The 18,630-nt window shown below is 70.4% G+C and carries 17 protein-coding genes; all 17 read right to left on the bottom strand.

Features of this window, described 5'->3' with window-relative positions:
* Positions 1 to 8 precede the first annotated feature (8 nt).
* Positions 9 to 923, bottom strand: coding sequence for a guanylate kinase (gmk, locus tag IFT79_RS08315; protein WP_056045311.1), 915 nt, complete (start codon positions 921 to 923; stop codon positions 9 to 11).
* Complete coding sequence (pyrF, locus tag IFT79_RS08310; protein WP_192123628.1) at positions 911 to 1,765, bottom strand: orotidine-5'-phosphate decarboxylase; 855 nt, start codon at positions 1,763 to 1,765, stop codon at positions 911 to 913. The genes gmk and pyrF overlap by 13 nt, the downstream gene beginning before the upstream one ends.
* Positions 1,762 to 5,037, bottom strand: a complete 3,276-nt coding sequence (carB, locus tag IFT79_RS08305) for a carbamoyl-phosphate synthase large subunit (RefSeq protein ID WP_192123627.1) — start codon at positions 5,035 to 5,037, stop codon at positions 1,762 to 1,764. The genes pyrF and carB overlap by 4 nt, the downstream gene beginning before the upstream one ends.
* Positions 5,037 to 6,221 carry a glutamine-hydrolyzing carbamoyl-phosphate synthase small subunit gene (gene carA / locus IFT79_RS08300; protein ID WP_056045322.1) on the bottom strand — a complete coding sequence of 395 codons (1,185 nt, stop codon included), beginning with the start codon at positions 6,219 to 6,221 and terminating at the stop codon, positions 5,037 to 5,039. The genes carB and carA overlap by 1 nt, the downstream gene beginning before the upstream one ends.
* Positions 6,214 to 6,735 (bottom strand): PH-like domain-containing protein, encoded by a 522-nt coding sequence (locus IFT79_RS08295; RefSeq protein WP_056045324.1) that lies wholly within the window; start codon positions 6,733 to 6,735, stop codon positions 6,214 to 6,216. Before IFT79_RS08295 ends, carA begins: the two co-directional genes overlap by 8 nt.
* Positions 6,732 to 8,099: a dihydroorotase gene (locus IFT79_RS08290; protein WP_192123624.1), complete on the bottom strand. Its 1,368-nt coding sequence runs from the start codon at positions 8,097 to 8,099 to the stop codon at positions 6,732 to 6,734. The genes IFT79_RS08295 and IFT79_RS08290 overlap by 4 nt, the downstream gene beginning before the upstream one ends.
* Positions 8,096 to 9,052 (bottom strand): aspartate carbamoyltransferase catalytic subunit, encoded by a 957-nt coding sequence (locus IFT79_RS08285; RefSeq protein ID WP_056045330.1) that lies wholly within the window; start codon positions 9,050 to 9,052, stop codon positions 8,096 to 8,098. The genes IFT79_RS08290 and IFT79_RS08285 overlap by 4 nt, the downstream gene beginning before the upstream one ends.
* Positions 9,049 to 9,642 (bottom strand): bifunctional pyr operon transcriptional regulator/uracil phosphoribosyltransferase PyrR, encoded by a 594-nt coding sequence (gene pyrR / locus IFT79_RS08280; RefSeq protein ID WP_192123622.1) that lies wholly within the window; start codon positions 9,640 to 9,642, stop codon positions 9,049 to 9,051. The genes IFT79_RS08285 and pyrR overlap by 4 nt, the downstream gene beginning before the upstream one ends.
* A gap of 121 nt (positions 9,643 to 9,763) precedes the next feature.
* Positions 9,764 to 10,174 (bottom strand): transcription antitermination factor NusB, encoded by a 411-nt coding sequence (gene nusB, locus IFT79_RS08275; RefSeq protein WP_043592748.1) that lies wholly within the window; start codon positions 10,172 to 10,174, stop codon positions 9,764 to 9,766.
* A gap of 3 nt (positions 10,175 to 10,177) precedes the next feature.
* Positions 10,178 to 10,741, bottom strand: a complete 564-nt coding sequence (efp, locus tag IFT79_RS08270; RefSeq protein ID WP_043592746.1) for an elongation factor P — start codon at positions 10,739 to 10,741, stop codon at positions 10,178 to 10,180.
* Between the two features lie 85 nt (positions 10,742 to 10,826).
* Positions 10,827 to 11,915, bottom strand: coding sequence for a 3-dehydroquinate synthase (aroB, locus tag IFT79_RS08265; RefSeq protein ID WP_056045338.1), 1,089 nt, complete (start codon positions 11,913 to 11,915; stop codon positions 10,827 to 10,829).
* A complete protein-coding gene (locus IFT79_RS08260; protein WP_159828566.1) occupies positions 11,912 to 12,391 on the bottom strand; it encodes a shikimate kinase in 480 nt (159 codons plus the stop codon). Before IFT79_RS08260 ends, aroB begins: the two co-directional genes overlap by 4 nt.
* 32 nt (positions 12,392 to 12,423) lie before the next feature.
* Positions 12,424 to 13,629, bottom strand: coding sequence for a chorismate synthase (aroC, locus tag IFT79_RS08255; protein WP_192123620.1), 1,206 nt, complete (start codon positions 13,627 to 13,629; stop codon positions 12,424 to 12,426).
* A 98-nt stretch (positions 13,630 to 13,727) separates the two neighbouring features.
* Positions 13,728 to 15,071, bottom strand: coding sequence for an endolytic transglycosylase MltG (gene mltG / locus IFT79_RS08250; RefSeq protein ID WP_192123618.1), 1,344 nt, complete (start codon positions 15,069 to 15,071; stop codon positions 13,728 to 13,730).
* 3 nt (positions 15,072 to 15,074) lie between these two features.
* On the bottom strand, positions 15,075 to 15,584 hold the full coding sequence (gene ruvX, locus IFT79_RS08245) for a Holliday junction resolvase RuvX (protein WP_056045348.1): 510 nt from the start codon (positions 15,582 to 15,584) through the stop codon (positions 15,075 to 15,077).
* Positions 15,585 to 15,592: 8 nt separating this feature from the next.
* The gene (alaS, locus tag IFT79_RS08240) at positions 15,593 to 18,265 is read right to left on the bottom strand and encodes an alanine--tRNA ligase (protein ID WP_192123616.1); all 2,673 of its coding nucleotides are present in this window, start codon (positions 18,263 to 18,265) and stop codon (positions 15,593 to 15,595) included.
* Between the two features lie 56 nt (positions 18,266 to 18,321).
* Complete coding sequence (locus tag IFT79_RS08235) at positions 18,322 to 18,513, bottom strand: hypothetical protein (protein ID WP_056045353.1); 192 nt, start codon at positions 18,511 to 18,513, stop codon at positions 18,322 to 18,324.
* Positions 18,514 to 18,630 lie beyond the last annotated feature (117 nt).

Here is an 18,630-nt window from a genome sequence, read left to right as displayed (position 1 = left end):
GGCGCGGGTCACGCGCGGGTGCGGCCCGGTTCGGGCGCAGTCATCAATTCTACGACCTCCCGGGCCGCTTCGGCCACGTCGTGGTTCACGACACGCGCGTCGAACTCGTCCTGGGCGGCCAGTTCGACCTTCGCGGTCTCGAGTCGGCGTTGCTGTTCGGCGGCGTCCTCGGTACCCCGACCGATGAGTCGACGGACGAGTTCGTCCCAGGTCGGGGGCAGCAGGAACACGAGCACGGCCTCGGGCATGGCGGCCCGGACGAGTCGAGCGCCCTGCAGGTCGATCTCGAGCAGCACGCTGCGCCCCTCGTTCAACGCGGCGTCCAACGGAGGGCGGGGCGTGCCGTAGCGGTACGAGTTGTGCACCGTGGCGTACTCGAGCAGTTCGCGGTCGCGGATCATGCGGTCGAACTCCGCGTCGTCCACGAAGTAGTAGTGGACCCCGTCGACCTCGCCGGGTCGCGGGGCACGGGTCGTCGCCGACACGCTGAGGTGCACGTCGGGGTAGTTCTCGCGGATGTAGGTCGAGACCGTGCCCTTGCCCACGGCCGTGGGGCCCGCCAGGACGACCAGCCGGGACCGGAGGCGCCCCTTCGACTCGCGGACGGCCAGCCAGTCGCCGAGGATGCGGCGTTGCCTCACCCCGAGTCCGCCGACGCGCTTCGACTCGGCGATGCCGAGCTCGGTCATGATGCGGGCGACGCGGGTCGGACCGATGCCCGGGATGCTGGTCAGGAGTTCGCGGACCCTGAGCGACCCCTCGGGGCTCGTGGGTTCACCGGCCCAGGCGGACTCGGCGACGTCGAGGGCGCTGCGGGTCCGGGAGGCGACGGCGTTCTTGACGGCGGCGCGACCGCGACGCGCGGCCACGGCGGCTCGGGCCGCAGCGGCACGGTCGACGGGAGGCGGGGTCAGACGAGGCACGAACGCACCTCGTCGGCATCACGACGGACCGCGTCGGCGAACCCTTCCGGACCCGCCGAGAGCAGGGCTCGGGAGGCGGAGACCAGCACGGCACCGGCCGCGGGGCCGAAGAGCCGCGGCAGGTCGGCATAGGTCGCGCCCTGGTGGCCGAACCCCGGGGCGAGCACCGGCGTCGTCGTCAGTCGGGCGGCGTCGATGCCGTAGTCGTCGAGGTCGACGGTCGCGCCGAGCACGAGGCCGACGCTGCCGAACGGAGCGTCGCCCGCCGTCTGGTTGTCATGGAGCACGTCGTCGACGATACCGCTCGCGACGGTGCCCTCCGCGCCGTGGTCGTCCGTCCGGACGGCCGTCTGGGTGGCGAGGGCCTCGACGTTGGACGTCGCGGCCAGCACGAAGACGCCGGCGCCGACGGCCCGTGCCCGGGTGACCAGTCCGGTCATGGAGTCGAAGCCGAGATAGGGCGAGACCGTCAGCGCGTCGACCCGCAGCGGTGACGACGCCCCGAACCAAGCCTCACCGTAGGCGTCCATCGTCGAGCCGATGTCGCCCCGCTTCGCGTCGCCGATCTGCACCAGGCCCCGCTCGCGACCGGCCTCGAGGACGTCTTCGAGGGCTGCGAACCCCGCAGAGCCCCACCGTTCGAAGAACGCGACCTGCGGTTTCACGATCGTCGCCGAGCCGACCAGACCGTCGAGGACGCGCAGGCCGAACTCACGGACACCCGAGGCGTCGGACGGCAGGCCCCATTGGTCGAGGAGGTAGGGATGGGGATCGATGCCGACGCAGAGCGGACCGGTCGCGGCGAAGGCCGCCGCGAGCCGGTCGCCGAACGTCGAGCTCACCGTCGGGCCGCCCGGGCGAGGCCGTAGTCCTGCAGGCTCGTCACCTCGAGGTCGCTCTGGACGGCCTCGATCGAGGCGACGGCCGCACCGAGCTGGGCGATGGTCGTGAAGAGCGCCTTGTCGGCTGCGACCGTCGCCGCACGGATCTCGTAGCCGTCGGCCCTCGCGCTCGAGCCGCTCGGGGTGTTGATCACGATGTCGACCTCGTCGGCGTTGATCAGGTCGACGACCGAGTGGCCTCCGGCGCTGAACTTGTCGACGGTGTCGGCGTGGATGCCGTTGCGGACGAGGACGGTGGCCGTCCCCTCGGTCGCCAGGATGCGGAAGCCGAGCTGCTGGAGGCGCAGCACCGGCAACACGATGGCCCGCTTGTCGCGATCGGCGACGCTGACGAAGACGGTGCCCGAGGTGGGGAGGCCGCCGTACGCCGCCGTCTGGCTCTTCGCGAACGCCCGGGGGAAGTCGCGGTCGATGCCCATGACCTCGCCCGTGGAGCGCATCTCGGGGCTGAGGACGCTGTCGACGACCTGGCCCTCCTTCGTGCGGAACCGCTTGAAGGGGAGCACGGCTTCCTTCACCGAGATCGGCGAGTCGAGGGGGACGTCCGATCCGTCCTGCTCGGGCAGCAGACCGGTCTCCACGAGGTCGCGCACGCTGTGGCCGACCATGATGAGCGAGGCCGCCTTGGCCAACGGGATGCCGAGGGCCTTCGAGACGAAGGGCACCGTGCGGCTCGCCCGGGGGTTGGCCTCGATGACGTAGAGCACGCCGGCTGCGATCGCGAACTGCACGTTCAGCAGACCGGACACGCCGATGCCCTTCGCGATGGCGAGGGTCGCGTCGCGGACGCGGTCGATCTCGCCCTTCCCGAGCGTGACGGGCGGAAGGGTGCAGCTCGAGTCCCCGGAGTGGATGCCGGCCTCCTCGATGTGCTCCATGATGCCGCCGACGTAGAGCTCGGTGCCGTCGTAGAGCGCGTCGACGTCGATCTCGACGGCGTCGTCCAGGAACCGGTCGACCAGCAGGGGTGCCTCCGGTCCGATGATGGCCTGGTCGGCGACCCGTTCGAAGTAGTCGGCGAGCGAGGGGCTGTCGTAGACGATCTCCATGCCGCGGCCACCGAGCACGTACGACGGACGCACCAGCACCGGGTAGCCGATCTCTTCGGCGACGGCGACGGCGCTGTCGTAGTCGGTCGCCGTGCCGTTGCGCGGCGCGAGCAGGCCGGCGGCGTCGAGGATGCCCTGGAAGAGGCCTCGTTCTTCGGCCGAGTCGATCGCGTCGGGCGTCGTGCCGAGGATGGGCACGCCCGCGGCCTCGAGGCCCTTCGACAGGCCGAGGGCCGTCTGGCCGCCGAGCTGCACGACGACGCCGACGAGCTCGCCGCTGGCGCTCTCGGCGTGGACCACCTCGAGGACGTCCTCGAGGGTGAGCGGCTCGAAGTACAACCGGTCGCTCGTGTCGTAGTCGGTCGACACCGTCTCGGGGTTGCAGTTGATCATGATCGTCTCGAACCCGGCGTCGCTCAGGGCGAAGCTCGCGTGGACGCACGAGTAGTCGAACTCGACGCCCTGCCCGATGCGGTTCGGCCCGGAGCCGAGGATGATCACCTTGCGGCGATCGCTGGCCACGACCTCGGTCTCGGCGTCGTAGCTCGAGTAGTGGTACGGCGTCAGCGCGGGGAACTCCCCCGCGCAGGTGTCGACGGTCTTGAAGACGGGACGCACGTCGAGGGCGTGCCGGTGATCGCGGACCTGCTGCTCGGAGAGACCGCGCAACTGGCCGATCTGGTCGTCGCTGAAGCCGTGGTCCTTCGCGAGGACGAGCACGTCCGCGTCGAGCTCGGCCGCCGCGGCGACCTGCTCGGCGACCTCGTTGATCAACACGACCTGGTCGATGAACCAGGGGTCGATCTTCGTGGCGTCGAAGACCTGCTCGGCGGTGGCGCCGGCCCGCAGGGCCTGCTGCACGGTGACGATGCGGCCGTCCGTGGGCGTCGACGACAACGCGAGCAGCGCCTCCTCGTCTCCGGGCTCGCCCTGCCAGTGGAAGCTCGAGCCACGCTTCTCGAGCGACCGGAGCGACTTCTGCAGCGCCTGCGTGAAGTTGCGGCCGAGGGCCATGGCCTCGCCCACGCTCTTCATCGTCGTGGTCAGCGTCGTGTCGGCCGCCGGGAACTTCTCGAAGGCGAACCGGGGCACCTTGACGACGACGTAGTCGAGCGTCGGCTCGAAGGAGGCGGGGGTCACCTTCGTGATGTCGTTCGGGATCTCGTCGAGACGGTACCCGAGGGCGAGCTTCGCCGCGATCTTGGCGATCGGGAAGCCGGTCGCCTTCGACGCCAGGGCGCTCGAGCGCGACACGCGGGGGTTCATCTCGATGACGATGACGCGGCCGTCCGCGGGGTCCACCGCGAACTGGATGTTGCAGCCGCCCGTGTCGACGCCCACGCGACGGATGATGTCGATGCTGATGTCGCGCAGGTTCTGGTACTCGCGGTCGGTCAGGGTGAGCGCCGGGGCGACGGTGATCGAGTCGCCGGTGTGGACGCCGACGGGGTCGACGTTCTCGATCGAGCAGACCACGACCGTGTTGTCGGCCGTGTCCCGCATCATCTCGAGCTCGTACTCCTTCCAGCCGAGGATGCTCTCCTCGAGGAGCACCTCGGTGGTCGGGCTCTGGTGCAGGCCGTCCGTGACCATGCGGACGAGCTCGTCACGGGTGTAGGCGAAGCCCGATCCGAGCCCGCCCATGGTGAACGAGGGCCGGATGACCAGCGGGTACCCGAGGTCTTCGGCGTACTCGACGGCCTGGTCGACCGTCGTGGCGATGTACGACTTGGCGACGTCGGCACCGGACTCCAGCACGAGCTTCTTGAAGAGCTGGCGGTCCTCGCCCTTCTGGATGGCCTCGACCTTGGCGCCGATCAACTCGACGCCGTGCTTGGCGAGGATGCCTTCTTCGTCGAGGGCGATGGCGGCGTTCAGGGCCGTCTGCCCGCCGAGGGTGGGCAGGATCGCGTCGGGGCGCTCCTTCACGATGATCGCCTCGAGCACCTCGGACGTGATGGGCTCGATGTACGTCGCGTCGGCGAAGTCGGGGTCGGTCATGATCGTGGCCGGGTTCGGGTTGACGAGGATGACCCGGACCCCTTCTTCACGCAGCACGCGGCACGCCTGGGTGCCCGAGTAGTCGAACTCGGCCGCCTGGCCGATGACGATCGGCCCGGAGCCGATCACGAGGACGGAGTTGATGTCGTCACGCTTGGGCATCAGTTGCTGCTTTCGATGTCGGAGCCGAAGTCGACGGCCTGGCCGTTCGTGCGGGCGACGACCGCCTCGCGGAAGCGGTCGAAGAGGTGGTTGCTGTCGTGGGGGCCCGCGGCGGCCTCGGGGTGGTACTGCACCGAGAACGCGGGGATGTCGAGGGCACGGAGGCCCTCGACGACCTGGTCGTTCAGGCTGTAGTGGCTGACCTCGACCCGACCGAAGCCGGCCGGGGAGTCGAGGACGCCGTCGATGGGTGCGTCGACCGCGAAGCCGTGGTTCTGGCTGGTGATCTCGACCTTGTTCGTCGTCTTGTCGAGCACGGGTTGGTTGATGCCACGGTGGCCGAAGGGCAGCTTGTACGTGCCGAATCCCAGGGCCCGGCCGAAGAGCTGGTTGCCGAAGCAGATGCCGAAGTAGGGCAGCCCGTCCCGCAGGGCACCCTGCAGCAGTTCGACCTGGGAGTCGCTCGCCGCCGGGTCGCCCGGGCCGTTCGAGTAGAAGAGCGCGTCGGGGGCGAGGGCACGGAGCTCGTCCAGGGTCGTGGACTGCGGCAGCACGTGCACCTCGAAGCCGCGCTGCGCCAGGTAGCGGAGCGTCGAGGTCTTCACGCCCAGGTCGAGCACCGCGACGGAGCCGATGCGGTCGCCCTCGGCGTGCAGGACGTACGGCTCGACCGTCGACACCTGGCTCGAGAGGTTGAGGCCGCGCATGTCCGCCCCGGCGGTGACGAGGGACAGCTGCTCGTCGGGGTCGAGCTCCGCGTCGGGACCGCTGAAGACCCCGCCCTTCATCGAGCCGACCTCGCGCAGACGGCGCGTGACGGCGCGGGTGTCGATGCCGCGGATGCCGACGATGCCGTCGGCGACGAGCTGGTCGTCGAGGCTGCCCTGCGCCCGGTGGTTCGAGACCACCCGGCTCGCGTCCCGCACGACGTACCCGGCGACCCAGATGCGGCGTGACTCGGGGTCGGTGTCGTTCACGCCCGTGTTGCCGATGTGCGGTGCCGTCATGACGACGATCTGCCCGGCGTACGACGGGTCGGTGAGGGTCTCCTGGTAGCCGGTCATGCCGGTCGCGAAGACGACCTCGCCGAGGGTGCGTCCGACGGCGCCGTAGGCACGGCCCGTGTACCGGGTGCCGTCGGCGAGGACCAGCACGGCCCTCTCGGTGGTGGCGGCGTCAGTCAATGGTCTTCTCCTTGGTGGTGCCGGCCCCGGGGGCCGTGGGGACGAGGGGGCGGATCGCGGCGACGACGGGTGCCGGGTCGTCGGTGATGCGCAGGTAGGTGTCGAGGTCGACGTCGCCGAGGCGCCAGCCGACGAGGACGAGGCCGTCCCGCTCGACGACGCGGTCGATGGTCCAGGTCGCACGGTCGACGCCCCGCAACGAGGAGGCGCGGATCAGCACGGCCGGTTCGCCCGCGATCTCCAGGCGCACGCCCTCGGCGTGGACGGACACGATCGCCCGACCGCGGAACCCGAGGCCGTGCACGACGACGCGGTCGAGCGGGTCACCGCCCCGTGACGTGGCGACGTAGAGGGCATCGACGGCGAGGACGGGGGCCGAGAGGTCGTCGGGCGCCCGGTCGGGGGCGGGGATGTCGGACTGACGCCGCCCCCTGGCGCGCCAGGACCGGGCCATCAGACCGATCAGCAGTCCGACGCCGACGAGGATGAGCGCGGCGATGATCCACTGGCTCATCGGGCGGGCGTCCCCTCGGAGGCGAGGGCGGCGGCGCTGTCGACGAGTCGAGCCGCGTGGGCGACGACCTCGCTCTCGACGACGTGCCCGTCGACCACCGTCGCGTAGCCCTGGTGGAAGGTCGCCCGCACCCGTCCGGGCAGGACGCGACCGAGGTAGGGCGAGTTGCGGCTCTTGCCCGCGAGGTGCTCGGTCGAGAACGTGCGGGTCACCCCACGATCGTAGAGCGTGAGCTCGGCGGGCTCGCCCACGGCGAGGGGACGACCGTGGCCGGCGACCTGCCCGATCTCGGCCGGGGCGATCGACATGACGCGGGCGACGTCGGCCCAGCCGACGAGCCCCGTGTCGACCATCGTGTGGTGGACGACCGACAGGGCCGACTCGAGGCCGACCATGCCGTTCGCGGCGGCGTCCCACTCGCAGCACTTGGCCTCGGACGTGTGCGGGGCGTGGTCGGTGGCCACGATGTCGATCGTGCCGTCGGCCAGGGCGGCACGCAACGCCTCGACGTCTTCCGAGCGACGCAGCGGCGGATTGACCTTGAACCGTGAGTCGTAACCCGACACGAGGTCCTCCGTCAGCAGGAGGTGGTGCGGCGTCACCTCGGCCGTGACCTCGATGCCGCGCGACTTGGCCCAGCGGATGACCTCGACGCTGCCCGCCGTCGACACGTGGCAGACGTGCAGCCGGGCGCCGACGTGGTCGGCGAGCAGGACGTCGCGGGCGATGATGGCCTCTTCGGCGACCGCGGGCCAGCCTCCCAGGCCCAGTTCGGCCGACAGTGCGCCCTCGTTCATCTGGGCGCCCTCCGTGAGCCTCGGCTCCTGGGCGTGCTGGGCGAGGACTCCCCCGAACCCCTTGATGTACTCGAGGGCCCGACGCATCAGCAATGGGTCGGCGACGCAGGAACCGTCGTCGGAGAAGACCCGGACGGCGGCCCGCGAGCGGGCCATGGCACCGATCTCGGAGAGGTGGGTCCCCTTCAGCCCCTGGCTCACGGCGCCGATCGGGCGGACGGTCACGAAGCCGGCCCGCTCCCCCAGCGCCTGCACCTGTTCGACGACCCCCGCGGTGTCGGCCACGGGTGACGAGTTGGCCATCGCGTTGACCGCGGTGTACCCGCCGGCGGCCGCTGCGCGCGATCCGGTCAGGACGGTCTCGCTGCCCTCTCCCCCCGGCTCGCGCAGGTGGGTGTGGAGGTCGACGAGGCCGGGGAGCAGGAGCAGGCCGTCGGCGTCGGTGACCGTCGCACCGGCGGCGGTCAGGCCGGTGCCGAGTTCGGCGACGACGCCGTCACTGACGACGACGTCGGTGCGGGTGCCGTCGACGGTCTCGGCGCCCCGGATGAGGTGGGTGGTGGTCACGATGCGTCCTCCCGGTCGCCGGCGAGGGTGAGGTAGAGCACGGCCATGCGGACGGCCACGCCGTTCGTGACCTGCTCACGGACGGTGGACCGCGGCGAGTCGGCGGCCTCGTCGCTGATCTCGAGGCCTCGGTTCATCGGGCCGGGGTGCATGACGAGCGTGGACTCGGGCAGAGCCCGGAACCGCATCGCACCCAGCCCCCAGGACCGGGCGTACTCGCGGGGGTTGGGGAAGAACGCGTCGTTCATGCGCTCCTGTTGGATGCGCAGCATCATGACGACGTCCGGTCGCACCTCGGCCAGGGCCTCGTCGAGGTCGTAGCGGACGGAGACGCCGAAGCGGCTGACGTCCACCGGGATCAGCGTGGGAGGCGCGACCACCGTGACGTGCGCCCCGAGCGTCCGCAACAACCACGCGTTGGAACGGGCCACCCGCGAGTGCAGGATGTCACCGACGATCATCACCTCGACGCCGTCGAGGTCGCGCCCCCGGCTCGCCGCGCCGTGGACGCGCCGGCGGATCGTGAACGCGTCGAGCAGGGCCTGCGTGGGGTGTTCGTGGGTGCCGTCGCCAGCGTTGACGATGCCGGCGTCCACCCAGCCGCTGTCGGCCAGCACACGAGGTGCGCCGCTCGACGGGTGGCGGATCACGATGCCGTCGGCCCCCATGGCGGCGAGGGTCTGGGCCGTGTCCTTCAGGGACTCGCCCTTGGAGACGCTCGACCCCTTGGCGGCGAAGTTGATGACGTCCGCACTGAGCCGCTTGGCGGCGGCCTCGAACGAGATGCGCGTACGGGTGCTGTCCTCGTAGAACAGGTTGACGACCGTGATGCCGCGGAGCGTCGGCAGCTTGCGCACCTCGCGGGTGGCGACGTCCGCCATGTCCTCCGCGACGTCGAGGACGCGGATCGACTCGTCGCGCGAGAGGTCGGCGGTGCTGAGCAGGTGCCTCATCGATTCGCCCCCGGGGTGGTGACGGGCGCGGAGGCGGCACCCGCGCCTCCTGCGGTCGTGGCGTCGTCGATGGCGACGAGTTCGTCGTCGTCGACGCCGTGCAGCCGCACGAAGATGCGCTCGGCGGTGGAGGTCGGCAGGTTCTTGCCCACGAAGTCGGCACGGATGGGCAGTTCTCGGTGGCCGCGGTCGACGAGGACCGCGAGGCGGACGGCCCGCGGCCGACCGATCGAGCTCAGGGCGTCCAACGCGGCACGGATGGTACGGCCCGAGTAGAGGACGTCGTCGACGAGGACGACGGTCTTGCCGTCGATGCCGCCGGAGGGCACCGACGTGGGGCGGGGCGACCGGGTGGGCTGGCGCCGGAGGTCGTCCCGGTACATCGTCACGTCGACCGACCCCACGGGAACGGTGCTGCCCGAGATGGACGAGAGGATCGCGGCGAGCCGGTCGGCGAGCACGACCCCCCGCGTCGGGATGCCCAGGACGACCAGGTCGTCGGCACCTTTGTTCGACTCGAGGATCTCGTGCGAGATGCGCGTGAGGGCACGCGCGATGTCAGCCTGACTCAGCACGGTACGGGTGCTCAATCGGACCTCCTTCCCCGCCTCTCGGGACGGAATTTAAAGGATGTCGGTGTGGGTCGCTCAACCCTAGCGGTTCGTCGGACGCCCGACGAGCCGGCCGGCGACGACGGCGGCCGGTCGGCGGTCAGTCCGCGGTCGCGATCCGACCGAGCAGTCCGTTGACGAACGAGGCGGAGTCGTCGGTGCTGAGGGTCTGGGCCAGTTCGACGGCCTCGCTGATCGCCACGGCGTCGGGGATCTCGTCGTTGTGACGCAGCTCCCAGATGCCGATCCGGATGATGCCGCGGTCGAGGGTGGGCATGCGCGCGAGGGTCCAGCCCTGCGAGTACGTCTCGATCAGTTCGTCGATCTCGTCGCGGTGGTCGATGACGCCCTGCACGATGTCGCGGGCATAGCCCCAGCTCGAACCCCGCTCGGGCTGGTCGAGGGCCCGCTGGGTCTCGGCGACGAGTGCGTCGGTCATGCTGATCTGACGGATGTCGGCGACGTACAGGACGTCGAGGGCGCGCTTGCGCGCCTTGGTGCGTGCGCTCACCGACTAGTCGTTGACGCGGCCGAGGTAGCCGCCGTCGCGGGTGTCGACCTTGACCTTGGTGCCGGTCTCGAGGAACAGCGGCACCTGGATCTCGTAGCCGGTCTCGACGGTGGCGGGCTTCGTCCCGCCGGTCGAGCGGTCGCCCTGGAGGCCGGGCTCGGTGTACGTGACCTCGAGGATGACCGAGGCGGGCAACTCGATGTACAGCGGGTCGCCGTCGTGCAGGGCCATCTGAACGTTCTGGTTCTCGAGCATGAAGTTCTTCGCGTCGCCGACGATCGTGGCGGGCACGTTGATCTGGTCGTAGTCGCTCGTGTCCATGAACACGTAGCCGTCGGCCTCGGCGTAGAGGTACGTGTACTCGCGACGGTCCACGTTGGCGAAATCGATCTTGGTGCCGGCGTTGAACGTCTTGTCGACGACCTTGCCCGACATCACGTTCTTCATCTTGGTACGGACGAACGCGCCACCCTTGCCCGGCTTGACGTGCTGGAACTCGATGACGTTCCAGAGTTGACCGTCGAGGTTGAGGACGGCACCGTTCTTGATGTCGTTGGTAGTCGCCATGCGCGGATGATCCGTTCGGGGTGGTGGGAGGTCGGCCGGAATCGGCCATCGTCGAGTGTAGCGGACGCCCCGAAGGGCCGAAGGGCTACGAACCGATCTCTTGGTACGCCGCGAAGAGCAGGCTCTGGTCGGGCCCCTGCAGCACGGTGGGCCGACCGATCTCGTCCAGGACGATGAAGCGCAACAGGCCCGCGCGCGCCTTCTTGTCCCGTTGCATGGTGGCGAGCAGGGTGTTCCAGCGCCCGAGCGGATACGAGACGGGAAGGGTCAGTGACTCGAGGATGCGGCGATGACGGTCGACCGCCTCGTCGGACAGCCGGCCGGTCAGGCGGGCGAGCTCGGCGGCGAACACCATGCCCACCGACACCGCGGCCCCGTGACGCCACTGGTAACGCTCGGCGTGCTCGACGGCGTGGCCGAGGGTGTGGCCGTAGTTCAGGATCTCGCGCAGGCCCTGCTCGGTGAGGTCTTCGCCCACGACGCGGGCCTTGAGCCCGATCGCCAGTTCGACCACCCGTCGGAACTCCGGCGTGGTCGGGTCGGTCGCCCGGTCGACGTCCGCCTCGACGATGTCGAGGATCTCGGGTTCGGCGATGAACCCGACCTTCACGACCTCGGCGAAACCGGCGAGGATCTCGTTCTTCGAGAGCGTGTCGAGGTGGTCGAGGTCGGCGAGCACCGCCACGGGCGGGTGGAAGACACCGACGAGGTTCTTGCCCTCGGCCGTGTTCACTCCGGTCTTGCCGCCGACGCTCGCGTCGACGAGCCCCAGCACGCTGGTCGGCATCTGGACCAGCGGGACGCCTCGGAGCCAGGTGCCGGCGACGAAGCCCGCCAGGTCGGTGATCGCCCCGCCGCCGAGACCGATGACGGCGTCGGTGCGGGTGAAGTCGGCCTGGCCCAGCACCTGCCAGCAGAAGGCGGCGACCTCGACGCGCTTGGCGTCCTCGGCGTCGGGCACCTCGGCGATGAGGGCCTCGTAGCCGGCCGCCACGAGCGCGTCGCGGACCTCTCCGGCCTTGCGGCCCAAGGTGGGGGCGTGGACGATCAGCACCTTCTTGGTCTGCGGGTGCAGGACCGCCGGCAGGTGGCCGGTGAGGCCCCGACCGATCAGGACGTCGTACGGGGCGTCTCCCCCGACGTGGATGGTGGTGGTGTCGGTCGCGTCGGTCATGCGGTGCCTCTCTCGGAGTCGAGCCAGGTCTCGATGTCGTCGACGACGGTCGAGACGGGTCGGTGGGACGTGTCGAACACGGCGGACGCCAGTGCCCGGTAGACCGGATCGCGCTCGGCGGCGATGGCTCGCCAGGCCTCGATCCCGCCCCTCTGCAGCAGCGGCCGGGTGCTCCCGGCCAGCCTCGACTCGACGGCCTCCGCCGTCACGGTCAGCAGGACGACGGGCAACCCGGACAAGGAGGCGCGCGTGCGTTCGTCGAGGACGGCTCCCCCGCCCAGCGACACCACCCCGTCGCCGGTCAGGGCCTCGAGCACGGCCTCGTGTTCGAGTGCCCGGAAGTGGGCCTCGCCGTGACGGTCGAACAGGTCGGCGATGGGCCCGTGCCGCCGGACGACGAGACGGTCGCTGTCGACGAACGGGACGCCGAGACGACGAGAGAGCTTCTTGCCGATGCTCGTCTTGCCCGCCCCCATGGGCCCGATCAGGACGACCGGCCGCGCGACCGTCACTCGGCGGCGGACGCCGGCTGAGTCCGCAGGTTCTCGGGGATGGCGTCGAGGTAGCCCCGCAGGTTGCGCGCCGTCTCGCCCAGCGAGTCGCCGCCGAACTTCTCCAGGATCGAGTTCGCGAGGACGAGGGCGACCATCGACTCGGCGACGACGCCGGCGGCCGGGACCGCGCAGACGTCCGAGCGCTGGTGGTGCGCCTTGCTCTCTTCGCCGCTCGTGACGTCGACGGTGGCCAGCGCCCGGGGCACGGTCGCGATGGGCTTCATGCCGGCACGCACGCGGAGGACCGTGCCGGTGCTCATGCCCCCCTCGGTGCCGCCGGCTCGATCGGTGTCACGCGAGATGACCCCTCCCGTGCGGTGGAGCTCGTCGTGGGCGACGGAACCGCGCCTCCGGGTGGTCTCGAAGCCGTCGCCGACCTCGACTCCCTTGATCGCCTGGATGCCCATCAACGCGGCGGCCAGCTGCGAGTCGAGGCGACGGTCCCACTGGACGTGCGAACCGAGCCCGGGCGGCACCCCGTAGGCGAGCACCTCGACGACGCCGCCCAGGGTGTCGCCGTCTTTCTTGGCGGCCTCGACCTCGTCGACCATGAGGGCGCTGGTCGCCTGGTCGAAGCAGCGCAACGGGTCGTCGTCGAGACGGTCCACGTCCGTCGGGACGGGCACCGGGCTGCCGTCGGGCACGCGCACGGGCCCGATCGACAGGGTGTGGCTGACGAGCTCGATGCCGAGCTCGGAGAGGAACGACCGGGCGACGGCTCCGAGCGCGACGCGCGCTGCCGTCTCGCGTGCGCTCGCCCGCTCGAGGATGGGACGGGCCTCGTCGAAGTCGTACTTCTGCATGCCGACGAGGTCGGCGTGGCCGGGACGGGGTCGGGTGAGGGGCGCGCTCCGCCCCCGGGAGGCCTCACTCACCTCGACGGGCTCGGGGTTCATCACCTCGACCCACTTCGGCCATTCGGTGTTGCCGATCCGCAGGGCCACGGGGCTGCCCATGGTCAGACCGTGACGGACGCCGCCCGAGATGTTGAGTTCGTCCTGCTCGAACTTCATGCGGGAGCCGCGGCCGTAGCCCAGTTTGCGTCGGGCGAGGTCGGCACGGATCGCGTCGAGCGACACCGGCACGCCGGCCGGCAGCCCTTCGAGGACGGCGACGAGCTCGGGCCCGTGAGATTCTCCAGCGGTCAACCAACGAAGCATGGTGTCGATCTTCCCACAGAGAGAGGGGCCGACCGACCGTGTGACGGTCGATCGGCCCCTCGGGACCGGTGGGTCTGCCCAGGGGTCCCGTGGGTCGGTCACTGGTACTCGGGGTGCTCCCGCATCCAGGCCTGCCACTGCTTGACCGCGGCCTGGTGCTCCGCGAACGTGGTCGAGAACGCCGTCTCGCCCGAGTCGAGATCGACCGTGACGAAGTAGAGCCACGTGCCGTCGGCCGGCTTGAGGGCGGCGTTCAGGGCGAGATCACCGGGGTTCGAGATCGGCCCGACCGGCAGACCCTCGTGGACGTAGGTGTTGTAGGCGTTGTTCGCGTCACCGCGCTCTTCGTCGGTCGTCGTGACCCGGTGGGTGTTGCCGGTGCCGTAGGCCACCGTCGCGTCGGACTGGAGGAGCATGCCCTGGTCGAGACGGTTCTGGAAGACCCGCGCGACCTTCGGGTAGTCGTCGGCCAGACCGGCCTCTTTCTGGACGAGCGACGCGAAGACGATGGTCTTCTGGTAGTCGGCGGGCTGTGCGCCGGCGGACTGCAGGTGCTGGGTCATGGTCGTCACCATGTCCTGCAGGTAGTCGTGGGCGGTCTTGCCCGGGTCGAGTTCGTAGGTCGCCGGGAAGAGCCATCCCTCGAGGCTCGTGGCCTCGGCGGGCAGCCCGAACGACGTGTAGTCCGCAGCGGCGGCCTGGACGTCGGCGATGGGGATCGACGTCGCGGTGGCCAGGAGTTCGTAGACGTCCGCCGCCACGGTCCCCTCGGGGATGACGACCTTGTTGGTGATGCGGTTGGCGCTGTCCTGCAGTGCATCGAGGGCCGACTGGGCGCTCATCTGCTGCTGCAGGGTGTAGGTGCCCGGTTGGAAGGTCATCGACGGGTTCGACAGGAGGAGCGAGTAGGCCGACTCGTAGCTCTGCGTGACGCCCGCGTCCGCGAGGTTCTGCGCGATGTCGGAGCCGACCTGACCCGAGACGATGGCAAACTCGACGGGCGTGCCGTTCCCGCTGCCGGCGTAGTCGGCCGGTTCGTCGTCACCCGTGAACTTGGCGATCAGGGGCTGTACCTGCCCCCAGGCGGCGGCGACGCCGGCGGTTCCGCCGGCCAGGACGAGCACGAGGATGGACGCGAGGACGATCGGGCCCTTCTTGGAACGCCGTTCGCGCGGTTCGCGCGTCGTGCGTCCGCGGGGGCGGTCCCCCCCACCGTCGGAGGAGGGAACGACGGCGGGTTCGGCCTGTCGCTCGCGCTCACGCTGTTCGCGGCGGGACAGGGCGGGGGCGTCGACGTGGGTGCTGCGGCGGAGGGGTGCACCGTCGGCGTCGCCCGGTCGACCATCACCCGGATCACCCCGTCGTCGTCCGGAGGTGTCGGCAGGGCGGTCGTTCTGGGGTTGGGACGCGAAGATGTCGTCCCAGTCGGGTTCGTCGGCCACGAATCACTGTCTCTCGTCGGTGGCGGGTGCGGCACCGTCGCCGCTCGCCTCTCGGGTCACGTCGACCATCCGCCCGGGCGGTCGACCGCTCGAGCGCTCGAGGTCGAGCGCGTGCTGGACGATGATAACAGCGGCCACTTGGTCGATGACGGACCGCTGGCTCCTGCCCTTCCGGCCCGAGGCCCGGAGGGCGCCCTGGGCGCTCACGGTCGACAGGCGCTCGTCGACGAGGCGCACGGGCACGGCCACGGCCTGGGCGACGGCCGCGGCGAAGTCCCGGGCGTCCTGGGTGGAGGCCGTGTCGCGACCCGATAGGGCGATGGGCAGCCCGACGATCACCTCGAGCGCGTCGAGTCCGACGACGAGGTCCCGGACGGCACCGATGTCGGCCACGCCGTCGGCCGAACGCGCCAGCGTCTCGACCGGGGTGGCGAGCAGACCGTCGGGATCGGTGCGGGCGACACCGACCCGGGCCTTGCCCACGTCGATGCCGATCCGGACTCCGCGCCGCACGAGCGTCCTCAGGACCCGAGCTCGGCGACGATGCCGGCCAGCGCGGTGGGGATGGCCGAGACGTCGGATCCGCCGCCCTGGGCGAGGTCGTCCTTGCCGCCGCCCCCGCCACCGAGAGCCGCGGCGGCGCCCTTGGCGAGACGGCCGGCCTTGACGCCGGCCTGGCGCGCGCCGTCCGTGGTGGCCACGATCACGGCGGGCTTGCCCGCGACGTCGGCTGCCAGGGCGACGACGGAGGCGCTGGACGCGCCCAGGCGTTCGCGGACCGACAGGGCGAGCGACCGCAGGTCGTCGGTCGAAGCGAGCGACCCGACCGATTCGGCGACGACCGTGAGGTCGCCGATCCGACTCGCCGTCTCGGCCAGCGCCGGGACGCGGGTGGCGAGGCGGGCGGACTCGAACTCGGCGATCTTCTTCTCTGCCGTCCGGAGGCTCGTGACCAGGTCGCCGATGCGGTCGGCCAGCTGATCACGGGGAGTCTTGAGCGACGAGGTCAGTTGGGACACGAGAGCCCGCTCGGCGGCGAAGTCACGGAATGCGTCCATGCCGACGAGGGACTCGACGCGGCGGTTGGTCGACCCCACCGAGCTCTCGCTGACGAGGTTGATGAGGCCGACCTGCGAGCTGGTCGAGACATGGGTGCCCGCGCAGAGCTCGCGCGACCAGGGACCACCGATGTCGACCATGCGGACCGTCTCGCCGTACTTCTCACCGAACAGCGCCATGGCGCCCAGCGCGCGGGCGTCGTCGAGGGGCATCTCGCGGGTGACGACCTGCAGGTCGTCGCGGATGGCGTTGTTCGCGATCTCCTCGATCTCGGAGCGTGTCTGCGGGCTCAGCGCCTGGTTCCAGTTGAAGTCGAGCCGCATGTATCCGGCCTTGTTGTACGACCCCGCCTGGTGCGCCTCCGGGCCGAGCACCTCCCGGAGGGCGGCGTGGATCAGGTGCGTCGCCGAATGCGCCTGCGTCGCGCCGCGGCGGTAGGCCGGGTCGACCACGCTGGTCGCCGTGTCGCCGACCCCCACCTCGCCGGACGTCACCTGGACGCGGTGGCTGATCAGCCCCTTGACGGGCTTCTGCACGTCGAGGACCTCGAGGTCGAAGCCCACGCCGACGATGCGGCCCGAGTCAGCTTCCTGACCGCCGGACTCGGCGTACAGGGAGGTCTCGGCGAGGATCACCTCGGAGATGTCACCCGCCACGGCCCGGTCGACGTCGGCCCCGTCGACGATCAGGCCCAGCACGCGCGTCTCGGTGTCGAGCTCGTCGTAGCCGGTGAAGACCGTCTCGCCCTGGGCCCGGAACGCGCTGTAGACGCTCAGGTCGGCCAGGGCCACCTTCCGGGACTTGGCATCGGCCTTCGCCCGGGCACGCTGCTCGGACATGAGTCGGTCGAATGCCTCGCGATCGACCGTCAGACCGCTCTCTTCCGCGATCTCGAGCGTCAGGTCGATGGGGAACCCGAAGGTGTCGTGCAGGAGGAACGCCGTGTCGCCCTGCAGCTGCGGGGTCGTGCCCGCCGAGGCACGCTGCTTCGTGTCGTCGACGGCGATGTCGAGGATGTTCGTCCCGGCGGCCAGGGTGCGGAGGAAGGTCTCCTCCTCGGCGTAGGCCAGGCGCGAGATGCGCTCGTAGTCGGTCTCGACCTCGGGGTAGGCGGCCTTCATCGCGTCGCGGGACTCGGGGAAGAGCGAGGGGAACGTGGGGCCGTCGACGCCGAGCAAGCGCATCGACCGGACCGTGCGGCGCAGGAGGCGGCGGAGGATGTAGCCCCGACCCTCGTTGGACGGGCGGACCCCGTCGGACATCAACATGAGCGAGCTGCGGACGTGGTCGGCGATGACCCGCATCCGCACGTCGTCGTCGTGGACGGCTCCGTAGCGCCGTCCCGACAGCTCGGCGGCCTTGTCGAGGACGGGGCGCACCTGGTCGATCTCGTACATGTTGTCGACGCCCTGCTTGAGGAACGCCACGCGCTCGAGACCCATGCCGGTGTCGATGTTCTTGTTCGGCAGCTCGCGGACGATGTCGAAGTCGACCTTCGAGCGCACGTTCTCGATCTGGTACTGCATGAACACGAGGTTCCAGATCTCGACGTAACGGTCGTCGTCCGTCGCCGGGCCACCGTCGGCGCCGTAGGCGGGACCACGGTCGAAGAAGATCTCCGAGCACGGACCTGCGGGCCCCGGCTGGCCGGTGTGCCAGTAGTTGGAGTCCTTGCCGAGTCGCTGGATGCGCTCGTCGGGCAGACCGGCGACCTTCTTCCAGAGGGCGATGGCCTCGTCGTCCTCCTCGTACACCGTCACCCAGAGGTCGTCGGGCGAGAACGCGAGTCCTCCGTCGGCCTCGCTCGAGGTCAGGAGCTCCCAGGCGTAGCCGATCGCCTCTTCCTTGAAGTAGTCGCCGAACGAGAAGTTGCCGTTCATCTGGAAGAACGTGCCGTGCCGCGGCGTCTTGCCGACCTCTTCGATGTCGTTGGTGCGGATGCACTTCTGGACGCTGGTGGCACGCGGGTACGGCGTCGGGACGAGCCCCGTGAGGTACGGGATGAACGGGACCATGCCCGCGACGGTGAAGAGCAGGCTGGGATCGTCGCTGACCAGGGACGCGGACGGGACGACGGTGTGGCCCCGATCGCCGAAGTAGTCGAGCCAACGGCGGCGGATTTCGGCGGTCTGCATGGTTCTCCCGAGGGTGGGTTGGTCGTGTGTCAGGACGAGGAGGCGCGGCGGCGCGCTCAGGACTCGTCGCGGTCGGAACGCAGTTCGGCTTCGCGGGCCTTGTAACCGTCTACCACGGCGGCACGGAACGACTTCACGTTGCCGTCGAGGTCGCCGAAGAACTGCTGACCCCGAGATGTCTTGTTGAACTGGTGGGCGACGGCGAAGCCGCCGACGACACCGACGGCGAGCAGGAACAGGCTCTTCACGGGGACTCCTCTTGGGGCTGGTGCCGCGACGTGCGAGCGCGACGACTCGACAGCTTACCCGGCCCCGGGAACGCGAAAGGAGCGGGCCACGACCGTGGCCCGCTCCTGACGGGGTGA

Origin of the sequence: Frigoribacterium sp. CFBP 8759 (assembly GCF_014841655.1) — a bacterium.
Taxonomy (GTDB): Bacteria; Actinomycetota; Actinomycetes; order Actinomycetales; family Microbacteriaceae; genus Frigoribacterium.
The sequence above is the reverse complement of the archived record's forward strand: the minus strand, read 5'-3'. Positions and strand labels throughout refer to the sequence as shown.

Bases quoted from the DNA above. Each gene is read 5' to 3' on its own strand.
- IFT79_RS08285 (WP_056045330.1), bottom strand. From the start codon at position 9,052: ATGAGGCACCTGCTCAGCACCGCCGACCTCTCGCGCGACGAGTCGATC.
- alaS (WP_192123616.1), bottom strand. From the start codon at position 18,265: ATGCAGACCGCCGAAATCCGCCGCCGTTGGCTCGACTACTTCGGCGAT.
- aroB (WP_056045338.1), bottom strand. From the start codon at position 11,915: ATGACCGACGCGACCGACACCACCACCATCCACGTCGGGGGAGACGCC.
- aroC (WP_192123620.1), bottom strand. From the start codon at position 13,629: ATGCTTCGTTGGTTGACCGCTGGAGAATCTCACGGGCCCGAGCTCGTC.
- efp (WP_043592746.1), bottom strand. From the start codon at position 10,741: ATGGCGACTACCAACGACATCAAGAACGGTGCCGTCCTCAACCTCGAC.
- IFT79_RS08260 (WP_159828566.1), bottom strand. From the start codon at position 12,391: ATGGGGGCGGGCAAGACGAGCATCGGCAAGAAGCTCTCTCGTCGTCTC.
- carB (WP_192123627.1), bottom strand. From the start codon at position 5,037: ATGCCCAAGCGTGACGACATCAACTCCGTCCTCGTGATCGGCTCCGGG.
- IFT79_RS08295 (WP_056045324.1), bottom strand. From the start codon at position 6,735: ATGAGCCAGTGGATCATCGCCGCGCTCATCCTCGTCGGCGTCGGACTG.